The organism is Pandoraea commovens, from assembly GCF_902459615.1.
Lineage (GTDB): Bacteria > Pseudomonadota > Gammaproteobacteria > Burkholderiales > Burkholderiaceae > Pandoraea > Pandoraea commovens.
Map to the genome: position 1 here is coordinate 483468 of NZ_CABPSA010000004.1, position 26127 is coordinate 509594.

Here is a 26127-nt window from a genome sequence, read left to right on the forward strand (position 1 = left end):
CAGTGCAGCAGATTTCCGCATTATGAAAATTGCTATCGTAATCTGAAATTTCGCTTGCGAAGGCGGGAATAACCTTCGTACAATGCCCCGGTAAAAATGCCGGTAGGCCCGTCCATGAAGCGGGTTACGACCATTACGCCAACCCGCTAACGACAGACAAGGAGACACCATGTCCGCCGTACCTGAAGAAGCCCTGAAGATCGTATCCCCTGCGGACGCCGATCCCCAAGAAACGCAAGAATGGCTGGCCTCGCTCGAAGGCGTGCTGGCTGCCGAAGGCCCGGAGCGCGCGCACTACCTGCTCGAAAAGCTGATCGAATTCGCCCGCATCAACGGCGAGCATCTGCCTTTCTCGGCAAATACCCCCTACATCAACACCATCCCCGTCGACCAGCAGGCCCGTATTCCGGGCGATCAGGACGTCGAGCACAAGATCCGCTCGTACACCCGCTGGAATGCGATCGCGATGGTGCTGCGTGCCGGTAAGGACACGAACGTCGGCGGTCACATCGCCTCGTTCGCCTCGGCCGCGACCCTCTACGACGTTGGTTTCAATCACTTCTGGCACGCTCCGTCCGACAAGCACGGTGGCGATCTGGTGTTCGTGCAGGGCCACTCGTCGCCGGGCGTGTACAGCCGCGCGTTCCTGCTGGGTCGTCTGGAAATGACGCAGCTCGAGAACTTCCGTCAGGAAGTGGACGGCGGCGGTCTGTCGTCGTACCCGCATCCGTGGCTGATGCCGGACTTCTGGCAGTTCCCGACGGTCTCGATGGGTCTGGGCCCGATCATGGCGATCTATCAGGCTCGCTTCATGAAGTACCTCGAGTCGCGCAACATCGTGAAGACCGAGGGCCGCAAGGTCTGGGCCTTCCTCGGCGACGGCGAGACGGACGAGCCGGAATCGCTGGGTGCGATCGGCATGGCTGGCCGTGAACAGCTCGACAACCTCGTGTTCGTGATCAACTGCAACCTGCAGCGCCTGGACGGCCCGGTACGCGGTAACGGCAAGATCATCCAGGAACTCGAATCGGAATTCCGTGGTGCTGGCTGGAACGTCATCAAGGTGGTCTGGGGCAGCCGTTGGGATTCGCTGCTTGCCCGCGACAAGCAGGGCCTGCTGATGAAGCGCATGATGGAATGCGTGGACGGCGAATATCAGACGTACAAGTCGAAGGACGGCGCGTTCGTTCGCGAGAACTTCTTCAACACCCCGGCTTTGAAGGCGATGGTTGCCGACTGGTCGGATGAAGACATCTGGGCGCTGAACCGTGGCGGCCACGATCCGCACAAGATCTACGCGGCCTATCATTCGGCCACGACGCACAAGGGTCAGCCGACCGTCATTCTGGCCAAGACCATCAAGGGCTACGGCATGGGCGAGGCCGGTCAGGCCATGAACATCACCCACCAGCAGAAGAAAATGCCGGTGGAGTCGCTCAAGAAATTCCGCGACCAGTTCAAGCTGCCGATCTCGGATGATCAGATCGCCGACGTGCCGTACATCAAGTTCGAGGAAGGTTCGAAGGAACTGGAATACATGCGCGCTCGCCGCATGGAGCTGGGTGGCTACCTGCCGCAACGCCGCACCAAGGCCGCTTCGCTGCCGGTGCCTGCGCTGAACGCATTCGACGCACTGCTCAAGGCAACCGCCGAAGGCCGTGAGATTTCGACGACGATGGCGTTCGTGCGTATTCTCAATGTGCTGCTCAAGGACAAGGCGCTGGGTCAGCGCATCGTGCCGATCGTGCCGGATGAGTCGCGCACGTTCGGTATGGAAGGCTTGTTCCGCCAGATCGGTATCTGGAGCCAGGTCGGCCAGCGTTACATTCCGCAAGATCAGGATCAACTGATGTTCTACAAGGAATCTGAGAGCGGTCAGATTCTGCAGGAAGGCATCAACGAAGCCGGCGGTATGTGCGACTGGATCGCTGCCGCAACGTCGTACTCGACGCACGGCGAGACGATGATCCCGTTCTACATCTTCTATTCGATGTTCGGTTTCCAGCGTATCGGCGATCTGGCCTGGGCCGCTGGCGACATGCGCGCGCGCGGTTTCCTGGTGGGCGGTACGGCCGGTCGTACGACGCTTAACGGCGAAGGTCTCCAGCACGAAGACGGTCACTCGTTGCTGTGGGCGTCGTCGATTCCGAATTGCCTGCCGTACGATCCGACGTTTGCCTACGAACTCGCCGTGATCGTTCAGGACGGTCTGCGCCGCATGGTGCAGGATCAGGAAGACGTGTACTACTACCTCACCGTGATGAACGAAAACTACGCACACCCGGCGATGCCGGAAGGCGTGGAGAACGACATCCTGAAGGGCATGTACGCGTTCCGTCGCGGCACGGACAACAGCAAGGCGCCGCGCGTGCAACTGCTGGGTTCGGGTACGATCTTCAACGAAGTGATCGCCGCTGCCGAAATGCTCAAGAACGACTGGGGCGTTGAATCGGATCTGTGGAGCTGCCCGAGCTTCACGGAGCTGGCTCGCGAAGGCAACGACGTGGCACGTCACAATCTGCTGCACCCGACCGAGACGGCTCGCCTGTCGCACGTTGAGAAGTGCCTGAACGATACGCGTGGTCCGGTCATTGCATCGACCGACTACATTCGTACGTATGCCGATCAGATCCGTCCGTTCGTTCGTGGCCGTTATGTCGTGCTCGGCACCGACGGTTATGGCCGTTCGGATACGCGCGAAAAGCTGCGTCACTTCTTCGAGGTGGATCGTAACTGGGTCACGGTTGCTGCGCTCAAGGCGCTGGCCGACGAAGGTACGCTGCCGGCCAGCAAGGTTGCCGAGGCGATTGCCAAGTACAACCTGGATCCGAACAAACCCAACCCGATGACCGTCTAAAGGCCGCTGCGTGCGGTGAGCGTGCCGGTCAGTCGCCCCCCAGCGACAGACCGGCGTGTGCCGCACGTCAAGCGCAGCCTCGAGGAGACTGTGGAAAATGAGTCAAGTGATCGAAGTGAAAGTCCCGGATATCGGTGACTTCAAGGACTTGCCCGTAATTGAAGTGCTGGTGAAGGCAGGCGACAAGATCGACGCCGAGCAGGCCCTGATCACGCTGGAGTCGGATAAGGCCACGATGGACGTGCCGAGCCCGGCCGCAGGTGTCATTAAAGCGCTGAGCCTGAAAGTCGGCGATGAAGTGTCCGAAGGTTCTGTAATTTTGACGCTCGAGACCGCCAACGGCTCGGGCACACAGGCAAATGGCGCGGCTGCACCGGCCGCTCCGGCTGCGGCACCGCAAGCAGCGGCACCCGCGGCTGCCCCAGCCGCCGCCCCGGCAGCGCCTGCTGCCCCGGCCGCCAGCGGCGGTACCAGCAAGATCGACGTCAAGGTGCCGGATATCGGCGGTTATGACGACGTGCCCGTGATCGAAGTGCTGGTGAAGGTGGGCGACACCGTCACCGCCGAGCAATCGCTCGTGACGCTGGAATCGGACAAGGCTTCGATGGACGTGCCGAGCCCGGCCGCAGGCGTGGTGAAAGAACTGAAGGTGAACGTCGGTGACAAGGTCTCCGAGGGTTCACTGATCCTCGTGCTCGAAGGTGCGGCTGCCGCGTCGGCGGCCGCACCCGCCAAGGCAGCAGCCCCGGCCGCCGCCCCGGCACCTGCCGCCGCAGCGCCAGCTCCGGCTCCGGCAGCAGCACCGGCACCGGCACCTGCCGCTGCCCCTGTGGCAGCACAAGGCAGTCAGCCGATCAGCCACGCCAGCCCGTCGGTGCGTAAGTTCGCACGTGAACTGGGTGTGGATGTCACGCAGGTCAAGGGCACGGGGCCGAAGGGCCGCGTGGTCGTCGACGACGTGCGCAACTTCGTCAAGAGCGCGCTTTCCGGTAACCGTCCGGCCGCTGCAGGCGCTGCGCCGGCAGGTGGTGGCGAGTTGAATCTGCTGCCGTGGCCGAAGGTCGATTTTGCGAAGTACGGTCCGGTCGAGCCGAAGGCGCTCTCGCGCATCAAGAAGATCTCCGGCGCGAACCTGCATCGCAATTGGGTCATGATCCCGCACGTCACGAACAACGACGAAGCGGATATCGGTGAACTCGAAGCGTTCCGCGTGCAGTTGAACAAGGAAAACGAAAAGGCTGGCATCAAGGTCACGATGCTTGCGTTCGTCATCAAGGCCTGCGTGCTGGCTCTGAAGAAATTCCCGACGTTCAACGCCAGCCTCGATGGCGACAATCTGGTCTTCAAGCAGTACTTCCACATCGGGTTTGCCGCTGACACGCCGAACGGCCTCGTGGTGCCGGTCGTTCGCGACGCGGACAAGAAGGGTGTGTTCGAGATCGCGCGCGAAACGTCGGAACTGGCAAAGCTCGCCCGCGAAGGCAAGCTCAAGCCGGATCAGATGCAAGGTGGCTGCTTCTCGATTTCGTCGCTCGGCGGCATCGGAGGCACGACCTTCACGCCGATCATCAACGCACCGGAAGTCGCCATTCTGGGTCTGTCGCGTTCGTATCAGAAGCCGGTGTGGGATGAGCGCAAGCAGCAGTTCCTGCCGCAACTGACGCTGCCGCTGTCACTGTCCTACGATCACCGCGTGATCGACGGCGCAGAAGCCGCTCGCTTCAACGCCTACCTGGGTCAACTGTTGGCGGACTTCCGTCGCGCGATGCTGTAATGGCTTTTGCCGCCGACGGCGCGTGAGCGCGTCGGTGGCATTCGCGCAAGCTTCAGGATTCTGGACGGGGAGGGCATCATGACCACCGTGGTAGTCGTCAAGAAGGCAGGGGAAATCGCCATTGCCGCCGATTCGCTCGTCACATTCGGCGATACCCGGCTGTCGCAATCCTACGAAGAAAACCGCAAGGTTTTTCTCGTGGGGGATTCCTATGTCGGTCTGGCTGGCACGACGGCGCATTTTCCGGTCATGCGTGCCATTCTTTCCGGTATGGCGGATGAGTGCCGTCTCCATTCGCGAGACGAAGTTTTCCGCACGTTCTGTCGGGTCCATCAGAAGCTCAAGGAAGAGTATTTCCTCAACACCAAGGAAGAGGAAGACGACCCGTACGAGTCGTCGCAGATCACAAGCGTGATCGCGAATCCGACAGGGATCTACGGGGTTTATTCCTACCGGGAAGTGTTCGTTTTCGATCGGTTCTGGGGGATCGGTTCGGGGCGCAATTTCGCGCTCGGCGCCATGTATGCCCTCTACGACCAGGATCTGAGCGCACGTGCCATCGCCGAAGCAGGCGTGAAGGCGGGGGCGGAATTCGACAAGAGTTCGGCCGGCCCGTTTCAGGTACATGAGTTTCCGATCGATACCACCATCAAGTCATAAATGCGACAGGGAGACCCCGCATGAGTCTCATTGAAGTCAAAGTGCCGGATATCGGCGCAGAGGGCGTAGACGTCATCGAAGTGATGATCAAGCCCGGCGACAAGATTGCCAAGGATGCGTCGCTGATCACGCTCGAATCCGACAAGGCATCCATGGAAGTGCCGTCCGAAGTGGCGGGCACGGTCAAGGAAGTGAAGATCAAAGTGGGCGATAAGGCCAGTGAAGGGACTTTGATCGCTATCGTGGAAGCGGAAGATGCGGGCGCCGCCAAGGCCGCCGCGCCCGCAGCCGCGCCTGCCGCAGCGCCGGCACCTGCAGCGGCACCCGCTGCTGTCGCGAGCGCACCGGCCCCGGTTGCTGGCAAGCACAGCGGCAGCGCCGACATCGAATGTGAAGTGCTCGTGCTGGGCGCAGGCCCGGGCGGATACTCGGCTGCGTTCCGCAGCGCGGACCTGGGGCGCAAGACGGTGCTCGTCGAACGCTACGCAACGCTCGGCGGTGTCTGCCTGAACGTGGGTTGCATTCCGTCGAAGGCCTTGCTGCACACGGCAGCCGTGCTTGAAGAGGCACAGTCGCTGGGCCACCACGGCATTTCGTTCGCGAAGCCCGAGGTCGATCTCGACAAGCTGCGTGCATACAAGGAAAGCGTCGTTGGCAAGCTGACCGGTGGTTTGGCCGGTATGGCGAAGATGCGTAAGGTCGAAGTCGTGACTGGCGTCGGTGCATTCCTCGATGCGAATCACGTCGAAGTCGTCGGCAAGGACGGCAAGAAGACGGTCGTGAAGTTCGCGCAGGCCATCATCGCTGCCGGCTCGCAAGCCGTGAAGCTGCCGTTCCTGCCGGAAGATCCGCGCATCGTCGATTCGACCGGCGCGCTTGAGCTGCGCCAGATTCCGAAGAAGATGCTGGTGATTGGTGGCGGCATCATCGGTCTGGAAATGGCCACGGTCTACAGCGCGTTGGGCGCAGAGATCGACGTCGTCGAAATGCTCGACGGTCTGATGCAGGGTGCTGACCGCGATCTGGTCAAGGTCTGGCAAAAGATGAACGACAAGCGTTTTGGTCGTGTCATGCTCAAGACCAAGACGGTGGGTGCGGAAGCCAAGGCCGACGGCATCTACGTGAAGTTCGAAGGCGAAGCTGCGCCGTCAGAGCCGCAGCGTTACGACCTGGTGCTGGTAGCCGTGGGGCGTAGCCCGAACGGTAAGAAAATCAGTGCCGAGAAGGCTGGTGTGGTGGTGGGTGATCGCGGGTTCATCTCGGTGGATAACCAGATGCGCACGAATGTGCCGAACATCTTCGCGATCGGTGACATCGTCGGTCAGCCGATGCTGGCACACAAGGCCGTGCACGAGGCACATGTTGCTGCGGAAGCCGCACATGGCGAAAAGGCTTTCTTCGATGCCATCCAGATCCCGTCGGTGGCATACACCGATCCGGAAGTGGCTTGGGCGGGCAAGACAGAGGACCAACTCAAGGCCGAGGGCGTTAAGTTCGGCAAGGCTGTGTTCCCGTGGGCCGCATCGGGCCGCGCGATTGCAAACGGTCGTGACGAAGGTTTCACCAAGCTGCTCTTCGACGAAGAGACGCACCGTATTCTCGGCGGCGCTATCGTCGGCACGCATGCGGGCGACCTGATTGGTGAACTTTGCCTGGCCGTCGAGATGGGCGCGGACGCTGTCGATATCGGCAAGACCATTCACCCGCACCCGACGTTGGCTGAGTCGGTCGGTATGGCCGCCGAAATCTACGAAGGCGTTTGCACCGACGTTCCGCCGCCGCGCAAGAAGTAAGACTGCGCATTCGGCACCCTGCGCACGCGAGCGCGCAGGAACAGAAAACCGCCATTCCCTCGGGAGTGGCGGTTTTTTATTAGGCGTCGCTAGCGGGTCGGCGTGCCTCTTACTTTCGCGAATGATGCGGCACAAAAAAGAAAACCCGGCTCAGGGCCGGGTTCGAAAGGTACCTGCGGTACCGAGGAGACAACTGGGTGTTGCTACAACTTGGGGGTGCAGCGACAAACGGTTGGCGTCCCGGGTAACGACTTGCAGGACGCTATCGATTACTTCTTGGCGGTGGCAGCACGCGAAGCCTGAGCCGCAGCCTTCGAGGCGACGTTCGTCGCAGCAGCGAAGTTCGTTTCGGCGATTTCGACGGCTTGCTTGGTGGCCTTCTGGACGCTGTCGAACGCGCTGTTGGCAGCGGACAGGGCCGACTTGGCCAGTGCAACGGCGGACTCCGAACCGGCCGGTGCATTCTTGGCCAGGTTGTCGAACAGCGCTTGCACGTTCTGCGAGCCTTCGGCCAGTTGGGCTTCAGCCACCTTGGTCACTTCGGCTTGCGTCGACGAAGCGATTTCATACAGGTGACGGCCATACGCGAGTGCCTTTTCGGCAGCCGGCTGAACCAGGTTGGCTTGCAGGGCGAGCAGCTCTTGCGCGTCCTTCACAGCGAAAGCCTTTTGTGCGGTCGATGCGGACTCGGCCAGCGATGCCTTCACGGCTTGCAGGTTCAGTTCGACCAGTTTTTCAACGCCTTCGAAGGCTTTGTTGGTCAGACCAAACAGGGTTTCCAGATTGGCTTTGTGTGCGGCGGCGAGTTGCTCGGGGGTCAGAAACGACATGGCGTTCTCCTATGGTGTCATACACAACATATCGACCCACTCCGTGTTCGCTCGTTGGTTCTCACCTTATCCCGGTGAAAACACGGTTGGGGCCTTCTCAGTAAGTGCGATCTCTTTTGTGCATCGCACAATTGCAAGTTTAGAGATATTTTTGTGACTGTCAAGTCATTTTTGTGCGTTGCACAAATTCAACAAAAGCTTACAAAATCAGCGACTTGGGATCCCGTGACGGATCGATGACACCGCGTTGCGGCGAGCATTCATTAAGACGCAAATCCTGTCGTGGTGCGGCTTTGCACCGTATGCGGCATCGGATTTTGCACCACTTTGGCGCCCCGACGGACCCCGGCGGCCGATGGTACTATCGATTCGTTCCGGCACTGGCGGAGCGGTCACGTGCGTCTGGCATGCCTGCGTTTAGAGGAATGCTTCGCGACTGCCGTTCTCCAGTGCCGCTGTCATTCAACGCTTTTTCGCGCGCCGTTTCGTCGGCCTCTCGCATCGATGCAAGCGTTTTACAGCGATCACTTCGTTCTGCCGCTTCCCCCTGGACACCGTTTCCCGATGGAAAAGTACGCTCGGCTGCGCGAACGCGTCGCCGGTGAGCTGCCGCACGTCGAATTGACGGAGGCGTTGCCCGCAGACGATGTGATGCTCGGGCGAGTGCACTCGCGGGAGTACGTCGAGCGCGTAAGTGCAGGCGAGCTGGATCCGAAAGAGCAGCGCAGTATCGGGTTTCCATGGTCGCCGCAGATGGTCGAGCGCTCCCGACGCTCCGCCGGGGCGACGGTGGCAGCGTGCCGCGCGGCGTTAGCCGACGGCGTGGCGGCCAATCTGGCCGGCGGTACGCACCACGCGTACGCCGATCGCGGGGAAGGCTTCTGTGTCTTCAATGACGCTGCCGTTGCGGCGCGAGCGATGCAAGCCGAGCTGGGGCCGGGGACACGCGTGGCGATCATCGATCTCGACGTGCATCAGGGCAATGGCACCGCAGCCATTTTCGAGCACGATCCGAGCGTCTTCACGCTCTCGCTGCATGGCGAGCACAATTACCCGTTTCATAAGGCGACCGGCGACCTCGACGTTGCGTTGCCCGACGGTTGCGGCGACGACGAATATCTCGTCGCGCTCGGCCATGCGCTGACGGATCTGTTCGCGCAATTCACGCCAACGTTCGTCATTTACCTAGCTGGCGCCGATCCGCTGGAAGACGACAGGCTCGGCCGTCTCTCGCTGACGCACGATGGCCTGCTCGCACGTGACCACCGTGTGCTGACGGCTTGCGCAGAGCGTGGGTTGCCGGTGGCGATTGCGATGGCGGGTGGGTACGGTCGCGATATCGACCAGACGGTTGCCGCGCATTTCGCCACGATTCGTCTTGCCAGTCGGTTCCATCGGACCGTTCACGGCAGATTTCATGCAAGCGTTGGTGGTGTTCTCGTATGAGCGAGCATCGGACGGCCCCGCCTGCGCAGCCCCCGTCGGCCACTTCGGCATCGAGTTCAGCACGCGCCCCGATGGCGTCGACCGGTTCGGTCACGGCGATCTGGAGCGCGACCATGCCGTGGTGGTTCGTGCTGATCTGGAGTACCGGGTTCATCGTCGCGAAGTACGGCATGCCGAACGCCGAACCGCTGACGTTCCTCGCGTGGCGCTTCGGCTTTACATTGGTCGTTATGTTGCCGATTGCGCTGCTCACACGCACGCCGTGGCCGATGCGTCCGGTCGCGATAGACGGTGACGTAACGCGTGCGGCTGCGACGACGGCGACTCACCACCAACGCATCGACTGGCCGCTGCTCGCGCACCTGGCCGTCTCCGGCATTCTCATTCAGGCGGTGTACCTCGGCGGCGTCTGGGCCGCGATCAAACAGGGGGCACCCGCAGGATTGGCGGCGCTGGTCGTCGGCATTCAGCCACTCCTGACGGCGATCTTCGCGCGCGTTGTCGGCGAGCCGGTGTCGCGTCGCCAGTGGTTGGGGTTGCTTTGCGGCTTTATCGGTGTCGGCCTGGTCGTGGCGAACAAGGTGGGCGTTCGCGGCGTCGGCACTGGCGCCGTACTGCTGTGCGTGTTGAGCCTCTTCGCAATTACGGCGGGCACGCTCTATCAGAAGCGCTTCTGTGCGCATTTCGACTTACGTGTGGGCACCGTCGTGCAGTTCGGCGCCGCCTTTGTGGTGACGCTGCCCGCCGCATGGGCGCTGGAGACGATGCAGGTGCGGTGGAATCTCGAGATGATCGGGGCGCTCGCCTGGTCGGTGCTGGCGCTGTCCATCGGCGCGATTTCGCTGCTTTTTCTGCTGATCCGTCACGGCGCGGCGACCAAGGTCTCCAGCCTGATGTATCTGACGCCCCCGACCACCGCAGTCATGGCGTGGCTGTTATTCGGCGAGACGCTCTCGCCACTGAGTGCGGCCGGTATGGTCGTCGCAGCCCTTGGCGTCGCGCTCGTCATCGAACGGCGGGCGACGACGGCCGCCGCGACGTCTTCGGGGACGTAAGCCTCGTGCGCGACGTCTACTTTGCGCGCCTTGTTCGAACCGGGCAGGGCGCCGCCTTCCATTCGAAGTTTGTTGTGAGCGTATTGCTATGAAGCATCACTCTGCGCGCCCCCATGGCGCCCCGGCCGAGACATCGACGTCGGCACCGACGCCACTGGCTGGGGAAAGTACGCATCCCTCGTCTGTCAACGAGAACGACGGGCTGCGCGTGAAATATGTCGACGAGGCGATTCGTAGTCGACGTTCGATCCGGGCCTATTTGCCGACGCCGGTGCCGCAAGCCACGATCGCTGACATCCTGTCGGTCGCATCGCGAGCGCCCTCCGGCAGCAACATCCAGCCGTGGCAAACCTATGTGCTCACCGGACAGGTATTGAAACGGTTGACGTCGCGTCTGCTGGATGCGTTCAACGATCCGGCGCAGCGGTTGATGCATCAGGAGGAGTATGCGTACTACCCGCGCGAATGGACTGAGCCGTATCAGGCGCGGCGCCGCAAGGTGGGCTGGGATCTATACGGCTTGCTGGGCATCGGTCGTGCCGACAAGGCGCGCATGCATGGACAGCACGCGCGCAACTTCACGTTCTTCGACGCGCCGGTCGGGTTGCTTTTCACGATCGACCGGCATCTGGAGCAGGGGAGCTGGCTGGACTACGGCATGTTCCTGCAAAGCGTGATGGTCGCGGCGCGGGCGCGGGGTCTGGACACCTGCCCGCAGGCGGCATTTGCCACGTTTCATCAGGTCATTGCTGCGGAACTGCATCTGCCGGAGACCCGAATGGTCGTGTGTGGCATGGCGATGGGGTATGCGGACCCTGCCGCCGCGGAAAACGGTCTTGTCACCGAACGCGCGCCGCTCGACGAATGGGCGCACTTTTTGACCTGACGTATATCAAGAGGTTGGCGTAATTTTGCGAAATTTGGCGAATGTGTAATTTGGCGCGTTGCACTGCACAAAACTGCCAGATGCCGGTTTAAGTATTTCAGCTAAGTCATTCATATTGCTTATTTTTTCGGAAGTTACTAAACTTCTCCCAAACTCGTTGCCCGCCAACCTCACGCTACTCCCAATCTATGTACGCGATCACCACCCTTGCGCGTCTGTGCCGCTCCCGTCTCTGGGGTGCTGCCGTCGTGGCGATCTCGCTCGCCGCCGGTGCCCCGGCAGTCGTTCACGCCGCTGGTAAGACGAGCGAATGCTCGCCGAAGACGGCCAAGACTGCCGCTCAGAAACGCGCGTGCGCGAATCCCAAGGCGACGAAAGCCGTCGCCACGTTCAAATCCGGTAACAAACGTGCCGCTGCCACACCTGCCGCTCGTGAAACGAAGAGCGCCAAGGCGAGCGGCAAAGCCCGTAAGCTCGCTGCCGTCGAGGATGACGGACCCGCAGCGAAGAAGGTCGCCGTCAAACGCGTCGTCTACAAGAACGGCAAGCGCCGTGTCGTGACGTCGTATCGCACTGTCAACTTTGCGCCGCAAGCCCCGGAGCGTCTCTCGACGGGCCGCGCTTTCGGTCTGCATGAAACGCCGGACGCGCTTGCGCTGCGTTCCTCGGTCGCCTACGTGGTCGACGAGCGCACGGGCGAATCGCTGTTCGACAAGAACTCGCAAGCCGTGCTGCCGATCGCCTCGATCTCGAAGCTGATGACGGCGATGGTGTCGCTCGACGCCGGCGTGCCGATGACCGACGTCATGGAAGTGACCGACGAAGATCGCGACTACGAGAAGGGCACGGGTTCGCGCCTGTCGGTGGGCTCGCGTCTGTCGCGCGAAGACATGCTGCACATCGCACTGATGTCGTCGGAGAACCGTGCGGCCGCAGCGTTGTCGCGTTACTTCCCGGGCGGCCGCCCGGCGTTCCTCGCCGCGATGAACGCCAAGGCGAAGCAACTGGGCATGAACGACACGCACTTCAACGATCCGACGGGTCTGTCGAGCCAGAACGTGTCGAGCGCGCGTGACCTCGTGAAGATGGTCAAGGCGGCTTATCAGTACCCGATGATTCGTCGTTTCTCGACGGACAGCAATTACGACGTGAACACCGGTCGTCGCGAACTGCACTACGTGAGCACGAATCATCTGATCGGTCATTCGGGCTGGGAGATCGGCCTGCAGAAGACGGGATATATCAACGAAGCCGGACAGTGCCTCGTGATGCAAGCTAACGTCGAAGGCCGTCCGGTGATCATGATTCTGCTGGACTCGACCGGCAAGTATTCACGCTTCGCCGATGCCACACGTGTTCGCAAGTGGCTGTTGGAAGGCGGCGGTGCTACGCCACAACGTACGGCAGGCACCACGCCGACGGCACAAGTGGCGACTAACAACGGACACGCGCTGTAATTCGCGCCACGCCGCAGATGTAAAAGAAAGGCGCTCCCTCGGGAGCGCCTTTTGTTTTGTGCTATGGGATGGGCGCAGGGTGTAGAGCGCAAGTAAATCACGCTATACACCCCGTGGCCAATCACTCCGCCGTTGTGACCTGCGACAGGCTGCCACCCACATCCGGGTTCGGCGAATGGAAGCCGAGCGACGACGAGATTTGCAGTGCTGTCTCGTTCAGATTCGCCAGCCAGGCATCCTGAAGACGGTCTGCTGGGGCTGAGAGCGAGAGCCCTGCCACGAGCTTACCGCTGTCGTCGTAGATCCCGGCGGCGATGCATCGCACCCCTAACTCAAGCTCTTCGTTGTCACGCGCGTAGCCGGACTTGCGCACGTGCGTCAGCTCGCGTTCGAGCTTTTGCAAATCGGTGATGCTGTTACGCGTGTGGCCCGAGAGTCCGGTGCGCGTGGCATAAGCGCGCACGCGCGATGCTTCGTCGGCCGCCAAAAACAGCTTGCCGACCGACGTGAGGTGCAGCGGCGCGTGACCACCGATGGCGCGCACCACTTGCATACCGGAGCGCTCGCTGTAAGCGCGTTCGATATAGACGATTTCATCGCCTTGACGGACCGACAGATTGACCGTCTGTCCGGTGATGCGATGCAAGCCGCGCATGGGCGTGAGGGCGGCGTCACGCACCGACAGGCGCGCTTTGACCAGATTGCCGAGTTCCAGCAAACGCATGCCGAGACGGTAAGTGCCGGGATCGCAGCGATCGACGAAGCGGCACGCCACCATGTCGTTCAGGATGCGGTGCGCGGTCGACGGATGAAGTTCGGTGGCTTGCGCCAACTCTTTGAGACTCACGGGATCGGCATGTCCGGCAAGGGCGTCGAGCAAACGCATCATGCGCTCGATCACCTGAATGGACGTGCGCGACTCCGCGCCTTGACTGGTGTCGTCTTTCATGAGGTAGGGCCGAGTTTCGTATAGCGTCGATTCTATATCATATGGTGAAAAATTCGCAGGTTTCGGGTAGACGATTCCTGTAAAAAGCCGGACATCCACTGGCTACCACGCACACAAAGTGCCTCCCGCCACAACGTGCATTGAGTGACGAGTAGCGTTCATTCGGTGACAGAAATCTAAAGTGGGTGGTCGCTCGCCTCATTACCATGCACTTCAGTTCCGCGACGATGTCTGGCCCTTGACGCAGCGAGGGCGGGTGCCGATACCAACAAGGAGGGAATGCATGCATGACGAATATATAAATTATCCGGGGTATTCGATCTTCTCGATGGCGGCCGATCACTCCGTGCTGCCGGAGCGGATGTACAAAAAGGGCGCATCGATCGCGCAGAAACGCCAAGAAATTGCATCGCAACTCACGCAAATTCGAAACGCGCAGCACGCCATGGGAGGGAGCACCTATGCGGTTGACAGGCTGTCATCGGCATTCGAGAAGTCTTACGCCAAGGCAACGTCCGGATATTGGCGTGGTGGCCTACGGGATCCATTTTGGCGATGCCTCACTGTGCCGGATTCGCCAGGATTCTTTTGCTCGATGGTCGCGGACCAACTCGATGAACCGTGCGCGGAGCGCATGACGTCATCCGCCAGGCGATTGCTCACGATTCTGACGTCGCTTAGCGAGGCGCTTGAGCACGAGCAAACGATGTTGCGCGAGTATGCGTCGCTCGTGTCGAAGACCGGTGGTCTTCAGAATGACACGATTGACGGTGTCGTTGCCAACTGGGAGGCGTTGGAAGACATAAAGCGTAGGTGTATGACGTTTCGCACTCAAACGGCACCGTTCATCGAACACATGCGGCGCGCCGTGGACGCGGCGCGCTCAAGTGTGAAGCCGGACAGGAAGCATCATGGTAAGCGCGAAGGGATCAACGGGGGACTTTACGCTGCCGGGGCGATCGTCTCGGGTGTTGCATTACTCGTTTCGGGCTGGGTGGTGGCGATCATCGGCTTCTGCGTCACCATGGTGATTCGGTGTGTGAGCTTGGGGAGTATTCGAGGTTTCGATAGAGAAAAGGGATGGAAGGCCGTAGAAAGCCTTCTCGATCAGACGAAGGAATTCATTAACAATCAGGAGACCGCCATGTACACAACGTTAGCTGGACGAATTTCGACAACGCAGGCCGATCAGGACCGATTGGTGTGGCAGCAACTACAAAAAAACTGGGCGACACCCCAGCAGAACTCGGCAACGCTCAAGGAGAACTCGGCAACGCTCAAGGAGAACTCGGCAACGCTGAAGCAGCATTCGGCATTGCTAAATCAGCGTTCGGCAACGCTAAATCAGCACTCGGAAGATCTGCGCAGCATTAAAGACGACGTCAGTTCGATCAAGCAGGGGCTCGCGCAAACCAGGCAGGAGCTCGCGCAAACTGCAACGTCGCTGCGCGGCGACGTCTCGAAGTTGAGCAGTGACGTCTCGAAGTTGAGCGGTGAAGTCTCGGCGATGGGCGACGACTTCTCAACGATGCGCGCCGACTTCTCAATGATGGGCGGTGACCTCTCAACGATGCGCGGTGACGTCTCGACGTTGCGCAAGAATTTTAAGGAACTGCGCAACACGATCCTGTTTGACAAATCGTCTCGCCAACCGGGGATTCCTGAGGGAAGGCCCGTGTCGTCTGGTCATGACGAAGGGCTACCTCGTGCCCCGATGGCACGTGCCACGTCGCTTGAAACGTTCCGCCCGCGGCAAATGCCGCCGCAGCCCAGAGCGTGAAGCGTTGCCGGCCGCGAGCGGTGAATACGGGAATCCACGCTGGGCCGGTTCGGCCCGGCGACTTATAATGGCCCATTATTCCCGAAAAGAGGATTCCCCCAATGCGCGTCGGACTGTTTGTCACGTGTCTGATCGACATGATGCGGCCGGAGATTGGCTTTTCTACGCTCAAGCTGCTCGAGACAGCCGGTTGCGAGGTCGTGATTCCCGACTCCCAGACCTGCTGTGGTCAGCCGGGCTACAACTCGGGTGAGCGTGCCATCGCTCGCGACCTCGCCCAGAAATTCCTCGACGAATTCGAATCGTTCGACTACGTCGTCGTGCCGTCCGGCTCATGCGGCGGCATGGTCAAGGCGCATTACGGCGACCTCTTCGCCGACGATCCCGAACTCATGGGCCGTTATGAGCGTCTGCGTCCGCGCGTGTACGAACTCACGGACTTCCTCGTCAACGTGCTACACGTCGACACCGTGCCCGGCGACTACAACGGCGAAGTGACGTATCACGATTCCTGCTCCGGTCTGCGCGAACTTGGGGTGAAGACACAGCCGCGCGCGCTGCTCGCCAAAATGCCCGGCGTGAAGATGACGGAGATGAAGGACTGTCAGGCGTGCTGTGGCTTTGGCGGTACGTTCGCGCTCAAGTACGGCAATATCTCGACGGCAATTGTCGACGAGAAGTGCGCCAACATCGCTGCCAGCGGTGCGCCTGCCGTCGTGCTGGGCGACCTGGGTTGCATGCTCAACATCGAAGGGCGACTGCGCCGCACCGGCGACACGCGCACGCGCGTGCTGCACATTGCGCAGGTGCTCGCCGGCGATGCCTGAGCGCGCCGCCATCTTCCCGACCTTCTGGCTTGTGTGCGCCGCCACCGCTGCGCGCGCAGGCCGTCATCACTTCACGTGAGTCGCGATGCAAGTTCAATCGATGCAATTCAAGGCGCGTGCCGGGCAGAAGCTTGCCGACCAGCGTCTGCAAGCCAACCTCAAGAAGCTCTCGACCAAGTTTGTGACAGCGCGCGCGAGCGCCATGGAAGAGATCGACTTCGAAGCGACGCGTGAGGCGCTCAAGGAGCGTCGTAATCGCGGGATCGAAAATCTCGACGTCTGGCTGGAGATCTTCGAGCGCGAAGCGACGCGACGCGGTGCGACCGTCCTGTTCGCAGAGTCGACGCAGGACGCAGCGCGTCTGATTGCCGAAATTGCGCGCAAGCACGACGTCAAGAAGGTGATCAAATCGAAATCGATGGTCACCGAAGAGTTGCAACTCAACAAGGTGCTCGCCGATATGGGCGTGCAGTCGGTCGAGACCGACCTTGGCGAGTACATTCTTCAGATCAACGACAACGAGCCGCCGTCGCACATCATCGCGCCGGTCGTGCATAAGGATAAAGACGAGGTCGCCGACCTGTTCGCGCGCGTGCACCAGAAGCCGCGTCTGACCGAAATCCCGCTGATGACCCGCGAGGCGCGCGAGATGCTGCGCCCGCAGTTCCTGTCGGCGGACATGGGGGTGACGGGCGGTAACTTCCTCGTCGCAGAAACCGGCTCGGTGGCCGTGGTGACCAACGAGGGCAACGAAGGCATGTGCACGATCATGCCGCGCGTGCACGTGGCTGTCACCGGCATCGAGAAGGTGCTGCCGACGCTGGAGGATCTCGCCACGGCAATGCGTTTGCTGCCGCGCTCGGCTACCGGACAGGGCACGTCGAACTACTTCTCGTTGCTCACCGGTACGCGCGCCGAGGGCGAGGTCGACGGGCCGGATCACATGTACTTCGTGATCGTCGACGGTGGACGTTCCGGTCTGATTGGCGGTGCGTTTCAGGAGATGCTGCGCTGTATTCGCTGCGGTGCATGCATGAATCACTGCCCGGTGTATCAGAAAATCGGCGGCCACGCGTATGGATGGGTGTATCCGGGGCCGATGGGGTCGGTGCTCACGCCGAGCTATGTCGGGCTGGAGAAGACGCTAGATCTGCCGCAGGCTGCGACCCTGTGTGGTGAGTGCAATCGCGTTTGTCCGGTGGGGATTCCGATTTCGGATTTGCTGCGCAAGCTGCGCGAGCGTCAGGTGGATCGCGGTCTGCGTCCGTGGCGCGAGCGGGCGGCGCTGGCGGCGTGGGCCTTTACTGCGCGTCGACCGCGCTTGTACGCTACGCTCTCGGGCCTCGGTTCGTGGGCGTTGAAGCGCATGGGGCGCGATCGGGGGAGTATCTCCAAGCTGCCCTTCGCTGGTGGATGGACGGATACACGCGAGATGCCTGCGCCGAGCGGCAAAACGTTCCGCGCGATGTATCGTGAGCGTCGCGCGCCGCGCTGATTGCGTCGACGCTCAATAAAGAAGCTGGCCTCCCTGCGGAGTGCCAGCTTTTTTTACGTCCTGCCGAAGTCGGTGGTGTTCGGCTGTGCTCAGGTCCGTTTAGGTGCGTTCAGGTACGTGAGGGCAGGGCAAGGCGCTTTTCAATGCGACGTTGTAATGCCGACAGTCCCGTCGACAGCACCCAGTAGATGGCAGCGCACGCGAGGTACAACGGCAGCGGCTGATACGTCGACGCGATGACTTCCTGTGCCGAGCGCAGCAATTCCGTCACGGTAATCACGGAGACCAGCGACGTGTCCTTGATCAGGCTGATCAGGCTGTTACCGAGACTCGGCACGGCGATGCGCAGCGCTTGCGGTCCGATGATGTAACGCAACGTTTGCCAGTACGACAGTCCGAGACTGTACGACGCGAGCCATTGTCCGCGCGGCATGCCTTCGAGCGCGCCGCGCATGCTCTCCGACAGATAGGCGCCGACGTTCAGGCTGAGCGTTAGCACGCCGGCGGCCGTCGGTTCGAGCGAGATGCCGACGCCCGGCAGACCGTAATAGATGACGAAGATCTGCACCAGCAGCGGCGTACCGCGCATGATACTGACGTAGGCACGCGCAATGGCTCGGAACACGCGCACCTTGCCGATGCCCATGACCGCCACGATGATGCCGATCGCCAGACCGAACACCATCGACATCAATGCGAACTTGATGGTGAGCACGGTGCCCTGCAACAGCACTGGCAAGGATTGGGCCGCGAGTTCGAATGGATTCATGGGGGAGTGTCTTAGGGAATGTCTTGCGACGGATAGACAACGGCCGGCATCCGCAACATTGGCGTGATGCCGGCCGTGAGTCCGACGCGATTGTCGTCTCTATCGCCGTCGTTACCGTATTACTGCGCCGGTTTGGACGTGTCCTTGCCGAACCACTTCTGCGCGATCTTGGCGAGCGAGCCGTCCTGCTTCATGCCGGTCAGCGCGTCGTCGATAGCCTTGGCGAATGCCGGATTGCCCTTGCGGAACGGAATACCGACCGCCTGATTCGTGCCCGGCAGCACCGCGCCTGCCTGGAGCGGCAGCTTGGCGTTCTGAAGCAGATACGCCATCATCAATTGGTCATTGAGCGCGGCGTCGACACGGCCTGCGGCGAGATCGGCGAGGTACTCGGGCGCGCCGGGGTAGGTGCGCACGTCGATACCGGCCACTGCCTTGGCCATCTTGTCGTAGTTGCTGCCAAGGCTTACGCCGAGCTTATGGCCCTTGAGATCTTCAAGCGTCTTGAATTCGCGCTTGTCGTCCTTGCGGCGAATCAGTTGCGCTGCCGAGTACGTGTAAGGCTCGCTGAAGTCGAGCGACTTCTTACGCTCGTCGGTGATGGCGACCTGATTGACGATGACGTCGAACTTGCCTGCCTGAAGACCGCCGATGATGCCGCTCCACTCGGTCGTGACGAACTGGGGCTTCACGCCGAGGCGCTGAGCCACGGCTTTGGCGACATCGACGTCGAAGCCGTCGAGCTGACCGGACTTGTCGCGATAGTTGAACGGCGGGTAGGTGCCTTCGATGCCGATTTTCAGCACGCCCGCTGATTTCACGGTGTCGAGCAGGTCAGCGGCGCGAGCGGGCGACGTGCCGATGAGGGCAGCGGCGGCCAGCGGTACGAGGCAAAGCGTCTTGAGCCAGGATTTCATGATGTCTGGTTATCCCTGTGTCAAATGAAGGGGACGCTGACGTTCGGCCTGTCAGGCCGTACGCAGCGCTTGCACGCATTCTCGCACCAGCTCGGGGCCGCGGTAAATCAGGCCACTGTACACCTGGACCAGACTGGCGCCTGCATCGAGCTTCGCTTGTGCGTCCGCGCCCGACAGAATGCCCCCGACACCGATGATCGGCAGTGCGCCGCCCAGCTCGGTGGCCAGCGCGCGGATGACGCGGTTGGACGCGTCGAACACCGGACGCCCCGACAGTCCACCCGTTTCGTTGGCGTACGGCAGGCCCGCGACGGCCTCGCGCGAGAGCGTGGTGTTCGTGGCGATCACGCCGTCGAAACCGTGGCGTGTGAGCGTTCCGGCGATCACTTTGATCTGCTCGTCGTCGAGATCCGGTGCGATCTTCAAGGCGATCGGCACGTACTTGCCGTGACGGTCGGACAGCGCGCGCTGCTTCTCCTTGAGCTTGCCGAGCAGCGCGTCGAGTTCGTCGCCGCCTTGCAGTTGACGCAGGTGCTTGGTGTTCGGCGACGAGATGTTCACCGTCACATAGGTGGCGTACGGATAAACCTTCTCGAGGCAGATCAGATAGTCGTCGACGGCGCGCTCGATGGGCGTATCGGCGTTCTTGCCGATGTTCAGGCCCAGCGGCCCCTTGTAGCGCGCGGACTGCACGTTCTGAAGGAATTGCTCGACGCCGCCGTTGTTGAAGCCCATGCGGTTGATGATGGCTTCGGCTTGCGGCAGACGGAAGATGCGCGGCTTCGGATTACCTGCCTGCGGACGCGGCGTCACCGTTCCCACTTCGACGAAACCGAAGCCGAGGGCGGCGAGACCGTCGATGCAGCTGCCGTCCTTATCGAGGCCGGCTGCGAGGCCGACGGGGTTCGGGAAGCGGATACCCATGACCGTGCGAGGCGATTCGGGGAGCGTCTGACCGACGAGACCGGCCAGGCCGAGCGAGGCGGCGCCGCGCAGCGTAGCCAGCGTCAGATGGTGGGCTTGTTCGGCGTCAAGGCAGAACAGGGCGCGACGGGCCAGAGGGTAGAGAGGCGCAAGCACGATGTCGGGTTCGGCAGAATCGGAAAACCGCCATTTTACCGGTATCCCGGGCGCGGAGCGCGTCTTTTTCTACGCTCTGCGTACTCCTGTTTTGCGTAGTTGCGGATGACGGATGAGCGCGATGCGCACTGACGCGAAGCGGCCAGTGCGACAGGCGGGCGGACTATTGACCCGGTGACTGACCGGCGGCGTCGAGCATGGCCTCGGGCATGTCTTGCCATTGGCCGTCGAGCAGGCCTTGCAGCGGGCGGAAATTTGCTTTGTAGACCATTTTGCGGCTCTGCTGAATCCAGTAGCCGAGGTAGACGTGAGGGAGTCCGAGCGCGCGCGCCTGCTCGATCTGCCACAGGATGTTGTACGTGCCGTAGGACGCCCCTTCGACATCCGGATCGAAGAACGTGTAGACCGACGACAGGCCGTCGCTCAGGATGTCGACCATGCTGATCATGCGCAGCGTGCCCGCCCCCTGGTGGCCCGGCGGCTCGCGAAATTCCACCAGACGCGAGTTCACGCGGCTTTGCAGCAGGAATTGCTCATACTGCTCGCGGCTGTCGTGATCCATGCCGCCGCCAGCGTGGCGTCGCGACTGGTAGCGCATGTAGAGCTGGTAGTGCTCTTCGGTGTAGTGCAGTCCGGAAACGTTGACGGCGAGTGCTGCGTGACGCTTCCAGATACGACGCTGCGTGCGATTGGGGACGAAGCGGGCGATCGGCACGCGCACGGGGACGCAGGCGCGGCAGCCGTCGCAGTACGGGCGGTACGTGAACACGCCGCTGCGACGAAAGCCGGAGCGCACGAGTTCGCTATAGACGTCCGAATTGATCAGATGGCTGGGGGTGGCGACCTGCGAGCGTGCGGTGTGATTGTCGAGATAGCTGCAGGGGTATGGCGCCGTTGCGTAGAACTGAAGGGCGGACAGCGGGGAGAGCGGCAGTTCGTTCGGATGGGTCACTGCGAAACCTCGTGAGCCTTGTCTGCTGCGTTACCGTAGGCCAGTGCGCTGAGCATCTGTTTGTCCAGACGCCAGACCGGCGCGGGGGCCACGACCGCCTTTTGCACATGCGCCAGAAACGCCTGACGGGGGATTTCGCCACCACCAAGTGACGCCAAGTGCGCGGTACTTTGCTGGCAGTCTATCACCTCTATTGCGTGTGTGCGTGCAAACGAGACGAGCCCGGCCAGCGCGATTTTCGAGGCGTCGGTGCGTTTGGCAAACATCGATTCGCCGTAGAACATGCGCCCGAGCGCGACCCCGTACAGGCCGCCGACGCGCTCCCCTTCATAGTAGGTCTCCACACTGTGTGCGAGCCCGGCGTCGTGCAGCGCGCGGTAGGCGTTGACGATGGCGGGGGTGATCCACGTGCCGTCCTGGCCGCGACGTGGCGCTTGGGCGCACGCCTGCATGACGGCGGAGAAGTCGACGTCGAGGCGAATTTCCCAGGCGTCGTCGCGCAGCACGCGGCGCAGCAATTTTCGGAAGTTGTGACTGACGACGAAGTTCTCGGGCCTCAGCACCATACGCGGATCGGGGCTCCACCAGAGGACTGGCTGGCCTTGCGAGTACCACGGAAAGATGCCCTGCCGATACGCGGCAAGCAGGCGTTGCGGGGAGAGGTCGAGTCCGGCTGCGAGTAATCCCGGCGCATCGCTCGATGCGTCGAGCGCTTCGTCTACGGAAGGGAAGGGATCGTTTGCTTCGAGCCAGACGACCATGACGACGTCAACCTTGCGGGGTTTTCTTCGACATCACAGGACGGGCGCAGATGTCGACGAAGCGGGCGACGATGCGTTCAGACACGCAGCATCGGCGTGAGGATGTCCTCGGTGTGTGCCGTGTGCACGGGCAGCGAGGGGGCCGGTGCGCCCGGGAGGGCGGCGTCTGCCGAAGCTTCGACGTGGACGCCGAAGGCTCCCGCACGGCGATCTTCGAAGAAGAAGCGCAGCGTCTTGGCGACGGTCGGGAACGCGATGTCGTCCCACGGAATTTCGTCTTCCGAGAAGAGGGCGACTTCCAGGCTCTCTTCACCGGCGGCAAACTGCGGCTCGCGCATCTGGGCCAGATAGAAGATGTGGACCTGATTGACGTGCGGCACGTTGAGCAGCGAGAACAGCGCACCGACTTCGACGATGGCACCGGCTTCTTCCAGCGTCTCGCGTGCGGCGGCTTGCGACGTCGTCTCTCCGATTTCCATGAAGCCGGCGGGCAGCGTCCAGTATCCGAGTCGCGGCTCGATGGCGCGCTTGCACAGCAACACCTGATCGCCCCAGACAGGCACCGTGCCAAGCACGTTGCGCGGGTTCTGATAGTGGATGGTGCCGCAATTGGTGCACACGTGCCGCTCGCGGTTGTCACCGGGCGGAATGCGCAACTCGACCGTATGGCCGCAGGCGGAACAGAATTGGATGGGAGGACGTCGGTTCATGGTTGCTGCGAGTGTATCACCGGCGACGCGCGCTGTGCGGCGACGCACACCGGGTGCCGGGATAACCCCCGGTATTGGCGATGTACAACGGTTTGCGACGATGCGAACGGGATGTGCGAGCGCATCACTGGAAAAATATTCGGCGTGTCATGTTGCACTGCGATGGCAATTGTCATATAATTTAATTCTTCAGACGCGGGGTGGAGCAGTCTGGCAGCTCGTCGGGCTCATAACCCGAAGGTCACAGGTTCAAATCCTGTCCCCGCAACCAAATTCGAAAGCCTGATTTCCACAAGAAATCAGGCTTTTTGCGTTTCGGCTTCTGCTTTGCGTGATGTTCGCGATGAGTCCCTCGATTGCGCTAGGGATTATTAGCAAGGCGGTGCAGCTCGAACGGTCACGCTAATGAAATCCAACTACGGGTCTCTATGTCTGGCATCTCTACTCCCAGCGAAAACGAATTCGACGCCATCACCGAACTTTGGGAGGCGTCCGTGCGTGCTACGCACGATTTCCTAAGCGACGACGATATTGCGTGGTTGCGTCCGCGCATTCGCAACGAGTATCTCGGCGCGGTGACGTTGCGCGTGTTTCGCGATGACGACGGCATCGTTCGCGGCTTTCTTGGCGTGTCGCCCGGCAATGTGGAGATGTTGTTCGTTGCTCCCGAGGCGCGTCGGCAGGGTATCGGCGCGACGTTGCTCGCGTATGCGGTGCGTGAGTTGGACTGTGTCGGTGTCGACGTCAACGAACAGAATCCGCAGGCGCTGGCGTTCTATCGTCGCGAGGGTTTCGAGGTGACGGGACGCTCCGAACTCGATGGTCAGGGGCGTCCGTTCCCGATCCTGCATATGCGGCTTGCAACGGCAAAACCAGTTGCGCCGACTGCACCTACTTCACCTACTGCTGCGCCGGCAGCAGACGCTGTTTGATCTTCGCGCCGAAGACGTTCACGACGAGCCCCGTCATGACGAGCATGGCACCGGCGATTTGCGGGGTCGTCAATTGTTCGTCCAGCAACAATGCGGCCGACGCCAGTCCGATGATCGGCACCAGCAGCGAGAACGGAGCGACCTGACTGGCGGGGTAGCGCGTCATGAGGCGTCCCCAAAGCGAGTAGCCGACGAGTGTGGCGATGAAGGCGAGATAGGCGATTGCGAAGATCGACGACGCCGAGATGTGCTCGAGCGATTGCGCGATCTGTTGCGGGCCTTCGAACCAATAAGAGAGCAGGACGAACGGAATCGGTGGAATCAGGCTGGCCCAGACGACGAGTCCGACGAGATCGACCTTGCCGATTTTCTTCGTGACGATGTTGCCGGTGGCCCAACTGAGCGAGGCGCACAGGGTCAGCACGAAGCCGATGAGCGTCATGGCGCCGCCGCCTTGCATGCCGATGACGGCGAGCCCCGCCGCAGCAATCAACAGGCCGATGACGTTCTGCGCGCGAAACCGTTCGCCGAGGCACATCGCTGCGAGCCCGAGCGTGAAGAAGGCCTGCGCTTGCAGCACGAGCGACGCGAGTCCGGCGGGCATGCCGACGTACATCGCAGTAAACAAGAGGGCGAACTGGCCGAACGAGATGGTGGCACCGTAGGCGATTAGCCATCCGAGTGACACTTGCGGGCGTTTGACGAAGAAGATCGCGGGAAACGCGGCAAGCAAAAATCGGAGTGCGCCCAGCAACATGGGCGGAACGCCATGCAGGCCGACTTTGATGACAACGAAGTTCACGCCCCAGGCGAGTACGACGATCAGTGCCTGCAAGAGGTCCTTCGGTGCCATGTTGGCGTCTCCTGTTGCCGAATAGTTAATTTGTTATCGACGGAAGGCGAAAGTGTACTCCCGGTGCGTCGACCTGTCGTGAGGAAAAACCTGTCGGAAGGCTTGCTGGTCGGACGACTGACGTGCGTTCCCCAATGCCGCGGGTCCCGGCGGCCGATGAGTCCATGACGTATACTTTGGGTTTCGCTTATTAAGAGACGTCATCTCAGTTGCGCAAACGATGTTTGACGCGCGCGAGGCGGCGTTTGCCGTATCTAAGGAATTTGCATGAACTTGCCTGCCCGCCGCGTTAGCGTCGCACCGATGATGGATTGGACCGATAGGCACTGTCGCGTCTTTCATCGTCAGCTTTCGCGCCACACGTGGCTGTATACCGAGATGGTCACCACCGGTGCGCTGCTGCACGGCGACGTTGCGCGTCATCTCGATTTCGATGCCGTGGAGCATCCCGTCGCGTTGCAACTGGGCGGGAGCGAACCACAGGATCTGGCGCGCGCGGCGAAGTTGGGTGAGCAGTGGGGGTACGACGAGATCAACCTGAATTGCGGTTGTCCGTCCGAGCGTGTGCAGCGCGGCGCATTCGGTGCGTGCCTGATGGCCGAGCCTGCGTTGGTGGCGGATTGCGTGAAGGCAATGCGCGACGTGGTACAGGTGCCCGTGACCGTCAAGCATCGTATTGGTATCGATGACGTCGAATCGTTCTCGTTCGTCGAGGACTTCGTGGGCAAGATCGCAGAAGCGGGATGCTCGACGTTCATCGTCCACGCACGCAACGCGATTCTCAAAGGCCTGAGCCCGAAAGAGAACCGCGAGATTCCTCCGCTCAAATACGACTATGCCTACCGTCTCAAGCAAGTGTTCCCGCAGCTCGAAATCCTGATCAACGGTGGCGTCAAAACACTCGATGAAGTCGAGCTGCACTTGCAGCACGTCGATGGCGTGATGCTGGGCCGCGAGGCGTATCACAACCCGTATGTACTTGCTGAGGTTGACGCGCGCTTTTATGGCGATGCGTCGCCGGTGAAGTCGCGTGAGGAAGTGGAAGACGCGTTGATCGAATACGCGGCCTCGCAAGTGGAGAAGGGGCAGTATCTCGGCGCGATCACGCGTCACGCGCTGGGCTTATATCGTGGCGTGCCGGGCGCGCGCGGATGGCGTCGCGTGCTGTCGGATCCGAAGCGTTTGAAGGCTGGCGTGAGTGCGTTCGAAGACGCGCGCGCTCAGCTGCTTGCGGGCGCATTCTCCGAGCGTGACGAGGCGCAATCGAGCGTTGCGGCGTGACACGTAGCGTGTAAGTGGCGACGTTCGGTGACGAGCGTTCGCCGCGTGAGATGCCGATGTCGC

22 protein-coding genes and 1 tRNA gene are annotated in these 26127 nt (G+C 61.5%); 14 read left to right on the forward strand and 9 right to left on the reverse strand.

All coding sequences use genetic code 11. From position 1 onward, the window contains the following. Positions 1–169: 169 nt before the first annotated feature. The 4 genes from aceE (at position 170) to lpdA (ending at position 7084) form a co-directional block, all read left to right on the forward strand. Complete coding sequence (gene aceE / locus PCO31010_RS15000; protein ID WP_150664938.1) at positions 170–2857, forward strand: pyruvate dehydrogenase (acetyl-transferring), homodimeric type; 2688 nt, start codon at positions 170–172, stop codon at positions 2855–2857. 97 nt (positions 2858–2954) lie between these two features. Continuing rightward, the gene (gene aceF / locus PCO31010_RS15005) at positions 2955–4631 is read left to right on the forward strand and encodes a dihydrolipoyllysine-residue acetyltransferase (RefSeq protein WP_150664939.1); all 1677 of its coding nucleotides are present in this window, start codon (positions 2955–2957) and stop codon (positions 4629–4631) included. A 78-nt stretch (positions 4632–4709) separates the two neighbouring features. Then, entirely contained in the window at positions 4710–5291 is a 582-nt protein-coding gene (locus tag PCO31010_RS15010; protein ID WP_039403532.1) for an Ntn hydrolase family protein, read from the forward strand. A 20-nt stretch (positions 5292–5311) separates the two neighbouring features. After that, entirely contained in the window at positions 5312–7084 is a 1773-nt protein-coding gene (gene lpdA / locus PCO31010_RS15015) for a dihydrolipoyl dehydrogenase (RefSeq protein WP_150664940.1), read from the forward strand. Positions 7085–7353: 269 nt separating this feature from the next. Here the strand turns inward: lpdA and PCO31010_RS15020 are convergent, their stop codons facing one another. Further along, positions 7354–7914: a phasin family protein gene (locus tag PCO31010_RS15020; RefSeq protein WP_150576875.1), complete on the reverse strand. Its 561-nt coding sequence runs from the start codon at positions 7912–7914 to the stop codon at positions 7354–7356. Positions 7915–8418: 504 nt separating this feature from the next. Between PCO31010_RS15020 and PCO31010_RS15025 the strand changes: the two genes are divergently transcribed. The 4 genes from PCO31010_RS15025 (at position 8419) to pbpG (ending at position 12758) form a co-directional block, all read left to right on the forward strand. After that, a complete protein-coding gene (locus tag PCO31010_RS15025) occupies positions 8419–9360 on the forward strand; it encodes a histone deacetylase family protein (protein WP_150664941.1) in 942 nt (313 codons plus the stop codon). Next, a complete protein-coding gene (locus tag PCO31010_RS15030) occupies positions 9357–10415 on the forward strand; it encodes a DMT family transporter (protein ID WP_174984767.1) in 1059 nt (352 codons plus the stop codon). Before PCO31010_RS15025 ends, PCO31010_RS15030 begins: the two co-directional genes overlap by 4 nt. Before the next feature lie 88 nt (positions 10416–10503). Then, positions 10504–11301 carry a nitroreductase gene (locus tag PCO31010_RS15035; protein ID WP_246184613.1) on the forward strand — a complete coding sequence of 266 codons (798 nt, stop codon included), beginning with the start codon at positions 10504–10506 and terminating at the stop codon, positions 11299–11301. A gap of 188 nt (positions 11302–11489) precedes the next feature. Then, positions 11490–12758 (forward strand): D-alanyl-D-alanine endopeptidase, encoded by a 1269-nt coding sequence (gene pbpG, locus PCO31010_RS15040; protein ID WP_150664942.1) that lies wholly within the window; start codon positions 11490–11492, stop codon positions 12756–12758. A gap of 121 nt (positions 12759–12879) precedes the next feature. On the opposite strand, the gene PCO31010_RS15045 is transcribed toward pbpG, so the two are convergent. Further along, positions 12880–13707 (reverse strand): IclR family transcriptional regulator, encoded by an 828-nt coding sequence (locus tag PCO31010_RS15045; RefSeq protein WP_150664943.1) that lies wholly within the window; start codon positions 13705–13707, stop codon positions 12880–12882. 283 nt (positions 13708–13990) lie between these two features. On the opposite strand from PCO31010_RS15045, the gene PCO31010_RS15050 reads away from it, so the two are divergent. The 3 genes from PCO31010_RS15050 to PCO31010_RS15060 all read left to right on the forward strand — a co-directional run bounded on the left by PCO31010_RS15050 (position 13991) and on the right by PCO31010_RS15060 (position 17809). After that, on the forward strand, positions 13991–15487 hold the full coding sequence (locus PCO31010_RS15050) for a hypothetical protein (RefSeq protein WP_150664944.1): 1497 nt from the start codon (positions 13991–13993) through the stop codon (positions 15485–15487). A 101-nt stretch (positions 15488–15588) separates the two neighbouring features. Continuing rightward, the gene (locus PCO31010_RS15055) at positions 15589–16314 is read left to right on the forward strand and encodes a (Fe-S)-binding protein (protein WP_039399035.1); all 726 of its coding nucleotides are present in this window, start codon (positions 15589–15591) and stop codon (positions 16312–16314) included. 85 nt (positions 16315–16399) lie between these two features. Further along, the gene (locus tag PCO31010_RS15060) at positions 16400–17809 is read left to right on the forward strand and encodes a lactate utilization protein B (RefSeq protein WP_039399033.1); all 1410 of its coding nucleotides are present in this window, start codon (positions 16400–16402) and stop codon (positions 17807–17809) included. Positions 17810–17918: 109 nt separating this feature from the next. On the opposite strand, the gene PCO31010_RS15065 is transcribed toward PCO31010_RS15060, so the two are convergent. From PCO31010_RS15065 to PCO31010_RS15090, 6 genes are all read right to left on the reverse strand, one after another. Further along, on the reverse strand, positions 17919–18578 hold the full coding sequence (locus PCO31010_RS15065) for an amino acid ABC transporter permease (RefSeq protein WP_150576883.1): 660 nt from the start codon (positions 18576–18578) through the stop codon (positions 17919–17921). 119 nt (positions 18579–18697) lie between these two features. After that, positions 18698–19495: a transporter substrate-binding domain-containing protein gene (locus PCO31010_RS15070; protein ID WP_150664945.1), complete on the reverse strand. Its 798-nt coding sequence runs from the start codon at positions 19493–19495 to the stop codon at positions 18698–18700. 51 nt (positions 19496–19546) lie between these two features. After that, complete coding sequence (locus tag PCO31010_RS15075) at positions 19547–20575, reverse strand: quinone-dependent dihydroorotate dehydrogenase (protein WP_150664946.1); 1029 nt, start codon at positions 20573–20575, stop codon at positions 19547–19549. A 163-nt stretch (positions 20576–20738) separates the two neighbouring features. Continuing rightward, the gene (locus tag PCO31010_RS15080) at positions 20739–21527 is read right to left on the reverse strand and encodes an arginyltransferase (RefSeq protein WP_150664947.1); all 789 of its coding nucleotides are present in this window, start codon (positions 21525–21527) and stop codon (positions 20739–20741) included. Beyond that, complete coding sequence (gene aat, locus PCO31010_RS15085) at positions 21524–22288, reverse strand: leucyl/phenylalanyl-tRNA--protein transferase (RefSeq protein ID WP_150664948.1); 765 nt, start codon at positions 22286–22288, stop codon at positions 21524–21526. Before aat ends, PCO31010_RS15080 begins: the two co-directional genes overlap by 4 nt. A gap of 77 nt (positions 22289–22365) precedes the next feature. Beyond that, on the reverse strand, positions 22366–22980 hold the full coding sequence (locus PCO31010_RS15090) for an NUDIX hydrolase (RefSeq protein ID WP_246184623.1): 615 nt from the start codon (positions 22978–22980) through the stop codon (positions 22366–22368). Positions 22981–23192: 212 nt separating this feature from the next. On the opposite strand from PCO31010_RS15090, the gene PCO31010_RS15095 reads away from it, so the two are divergent. After that, a tRNA-Met gene (locus PCO31010_RS15095) sits at positions 23193–23269 on the forward strand. A gap of 157 nt (positions 23270–23426) precedes the next feature. Next, positions 23427–23930 carry a GNAT family N-acetyltransferase gene (locus PCO31010_RS15100; protein WP_150664950.1) on the forward strand — a complete coding sequence of 168 codons (504 nt, stop codon included), beginning with the start codon at positions 23427–23429 and terminating at the stop codon, positions 23928–23930. Here the strand turns inward: PCO31010_RS15100 and PCO31010_RS15105 are convergent. Further along, positions 23899–24783 carry an EamA family transporter gene (locus tag PCO31010_RS15105; RefSeq protein ID WP_150664951.1) on the reverse strand — a complete coding sequence of 295 codons (885 nt, stop codon included), beginning with the start codon at positions 24781–24783 and terminating at the stop codon, positions 23899–23901. The two genes, PCO31010_RS15100 and PCO31010_RS15105, sit on opposite strands and share 32 nt — an antisense overlap. A 267-nt stretch (positions 24784–25050) precedes the next feature. Here PCO31010_RS15105 and dusA point away from each other — a divergent pair, with 267 nt between their 5' ends. After that, the gene (dusA, locus tag PCO31010_RS15110; RefSeq protein ID WP_150664952.1) at positions 25051–26064 is read left to right on the forward strand and encodes a tRNA dihydrouridine(20/20a) synthase DusA; all 1014 of its coding nucleotides are present in this window, start codon (positions 25051–25053) and stop codon (positions 26062–26064) included. Positions 26065–26127: the final 63 nt, after the last annotated feature.

Bases quoted from the DNA above. Each gene is read 5' to 3' on its own strand.
- aceE (WP_150664938.1), top strand. From the start codon at position 170: ATGTCCGCCGTACCTGAAGAAGCCCTGAAGATCGTATCCCCTGCGGAC.
- PCO31010_RS15065 (WP_150576883.1), bottom strand. From the start codon at position 18,578: ATGAATCCATTCGAACTCGCGGCCCAATCCTTGCCAGTGCTGTTGCAG.
- dusA (WP_150664952.1), top strand. From the start codon at position 25,051: ATGAACTTGCCTGCCCGCCGCGTTAGCGTCGCACCGATGATGGATTGG.
- PCO31010_RS15025 (WP_150664941.1), top strand. From the start codon at position 8,419: ATGCAAGCGTTTTACAGCGATCACTTCGTTCTGCCGCTTCCCCCTGGA.
- PCO31010_RS15070 (WP_150664945.1), bottom strand. From the start codon at position 19,495: ATGAAATCCTGGCTCAAGACGCTTTGCCTCGTACCGCTGGCCGCCGCT.
- PCO31010_RS15010 (WP_039403532.1), top strand. From the start codon at position 4,710: ATGACCACCGTGGTAGTCGTCAAGAAGGCAGGGGAAATCGCCATTGCC.
- aceF (WP_150664939.1), top strand. From the start codon at position 2,955: ATGAGTCAAGTGATCGAAGTGAAAGTCCCGGATATCGGTGACTTCAAG.
- lpdA (WP_150664940.1), top strand. From the start codon at position 5,312: ATGAGTCTCATTGAAGTCAAAGTGCCGGATATCGGCGCAGAGGGCGTA.
- PCO31010_RS15060 (WP_039399033.1), top strand. From the start codon at position 16,400: ATGCAAGTTCAATCGATGCAATTCAAGGCGCGTGCCGGGCAGAAGCTT.
- aat (WP_150664948.1), bottom strand. From the start codon at position 22,288: ATGGTCGTCTGGCTCGAAGCAAACGATCCCTTCCCTTCCGTAGACGAA.
- PCO31010_RS15105 (WP_150664951.1), bottom strand. From the start codon at position 24,783: ATGGCACCGAAGGACCTCTTGCAGGCACTGATCGTCGTACTCGCCTGG.
- PCO31010_RS15035 (WP_246184613.1), top strand. From the start codon at position 10,504: ATGAAGCATCACTCTGCGCGCCCCCATGGCGCCCCGGCCGAGACATCG.
- PCO31010_RS15100 (WP_150664950.1), top strand. From the start codon at position 23,427: ATGTCTGGCATCTCTACTCCCAGCGAAAACGAATTCGACGCCATCACC.
- PCO31010_RS15020 (WP_150576875.1), bottom strand. From the start codon at position 7,914: ATGTCGTTTCTGACCCCCGAGCAACTCGCCGCCGCACACAAAGCCAAT.
- pbpG (WP_150664942.1), top strand. From the start codon at position 11,490: ATGTACGCGATCACCACCCTTGCGCGTCTGTGCCGCTCCCGTCTCTGG.
- PCO31010_RS15030 (WP_174984767.1), top strand. From the start codon at position 9,357: ATGAGCGAGCATCGGACGGCCCCGCCTGCGCAGCCCCCGTCGGCCACT.
- PCO31010_RS15050 (WP_150664944.1), top strand. From the start codon at position 13,991: ATGCATGACGAATATATAAATTATCCGGGGTATTCGATCTTCTCGATG.
- PCO31010_RS15045 (WP_150664943.1), bottom strand. From the start codon at position 13,707: ATGAAAGACGACACCAGTCAAGGCGCGGAGTCGCGCACGTCCATTCAG.
- PCO31010_RS15055 (WP_039399035.1), top strand. From the start codon at position 15,589: ATGCGCGTCGGACTGTTTGTCACGTGTCTGATCGACATGATGCGGCCG.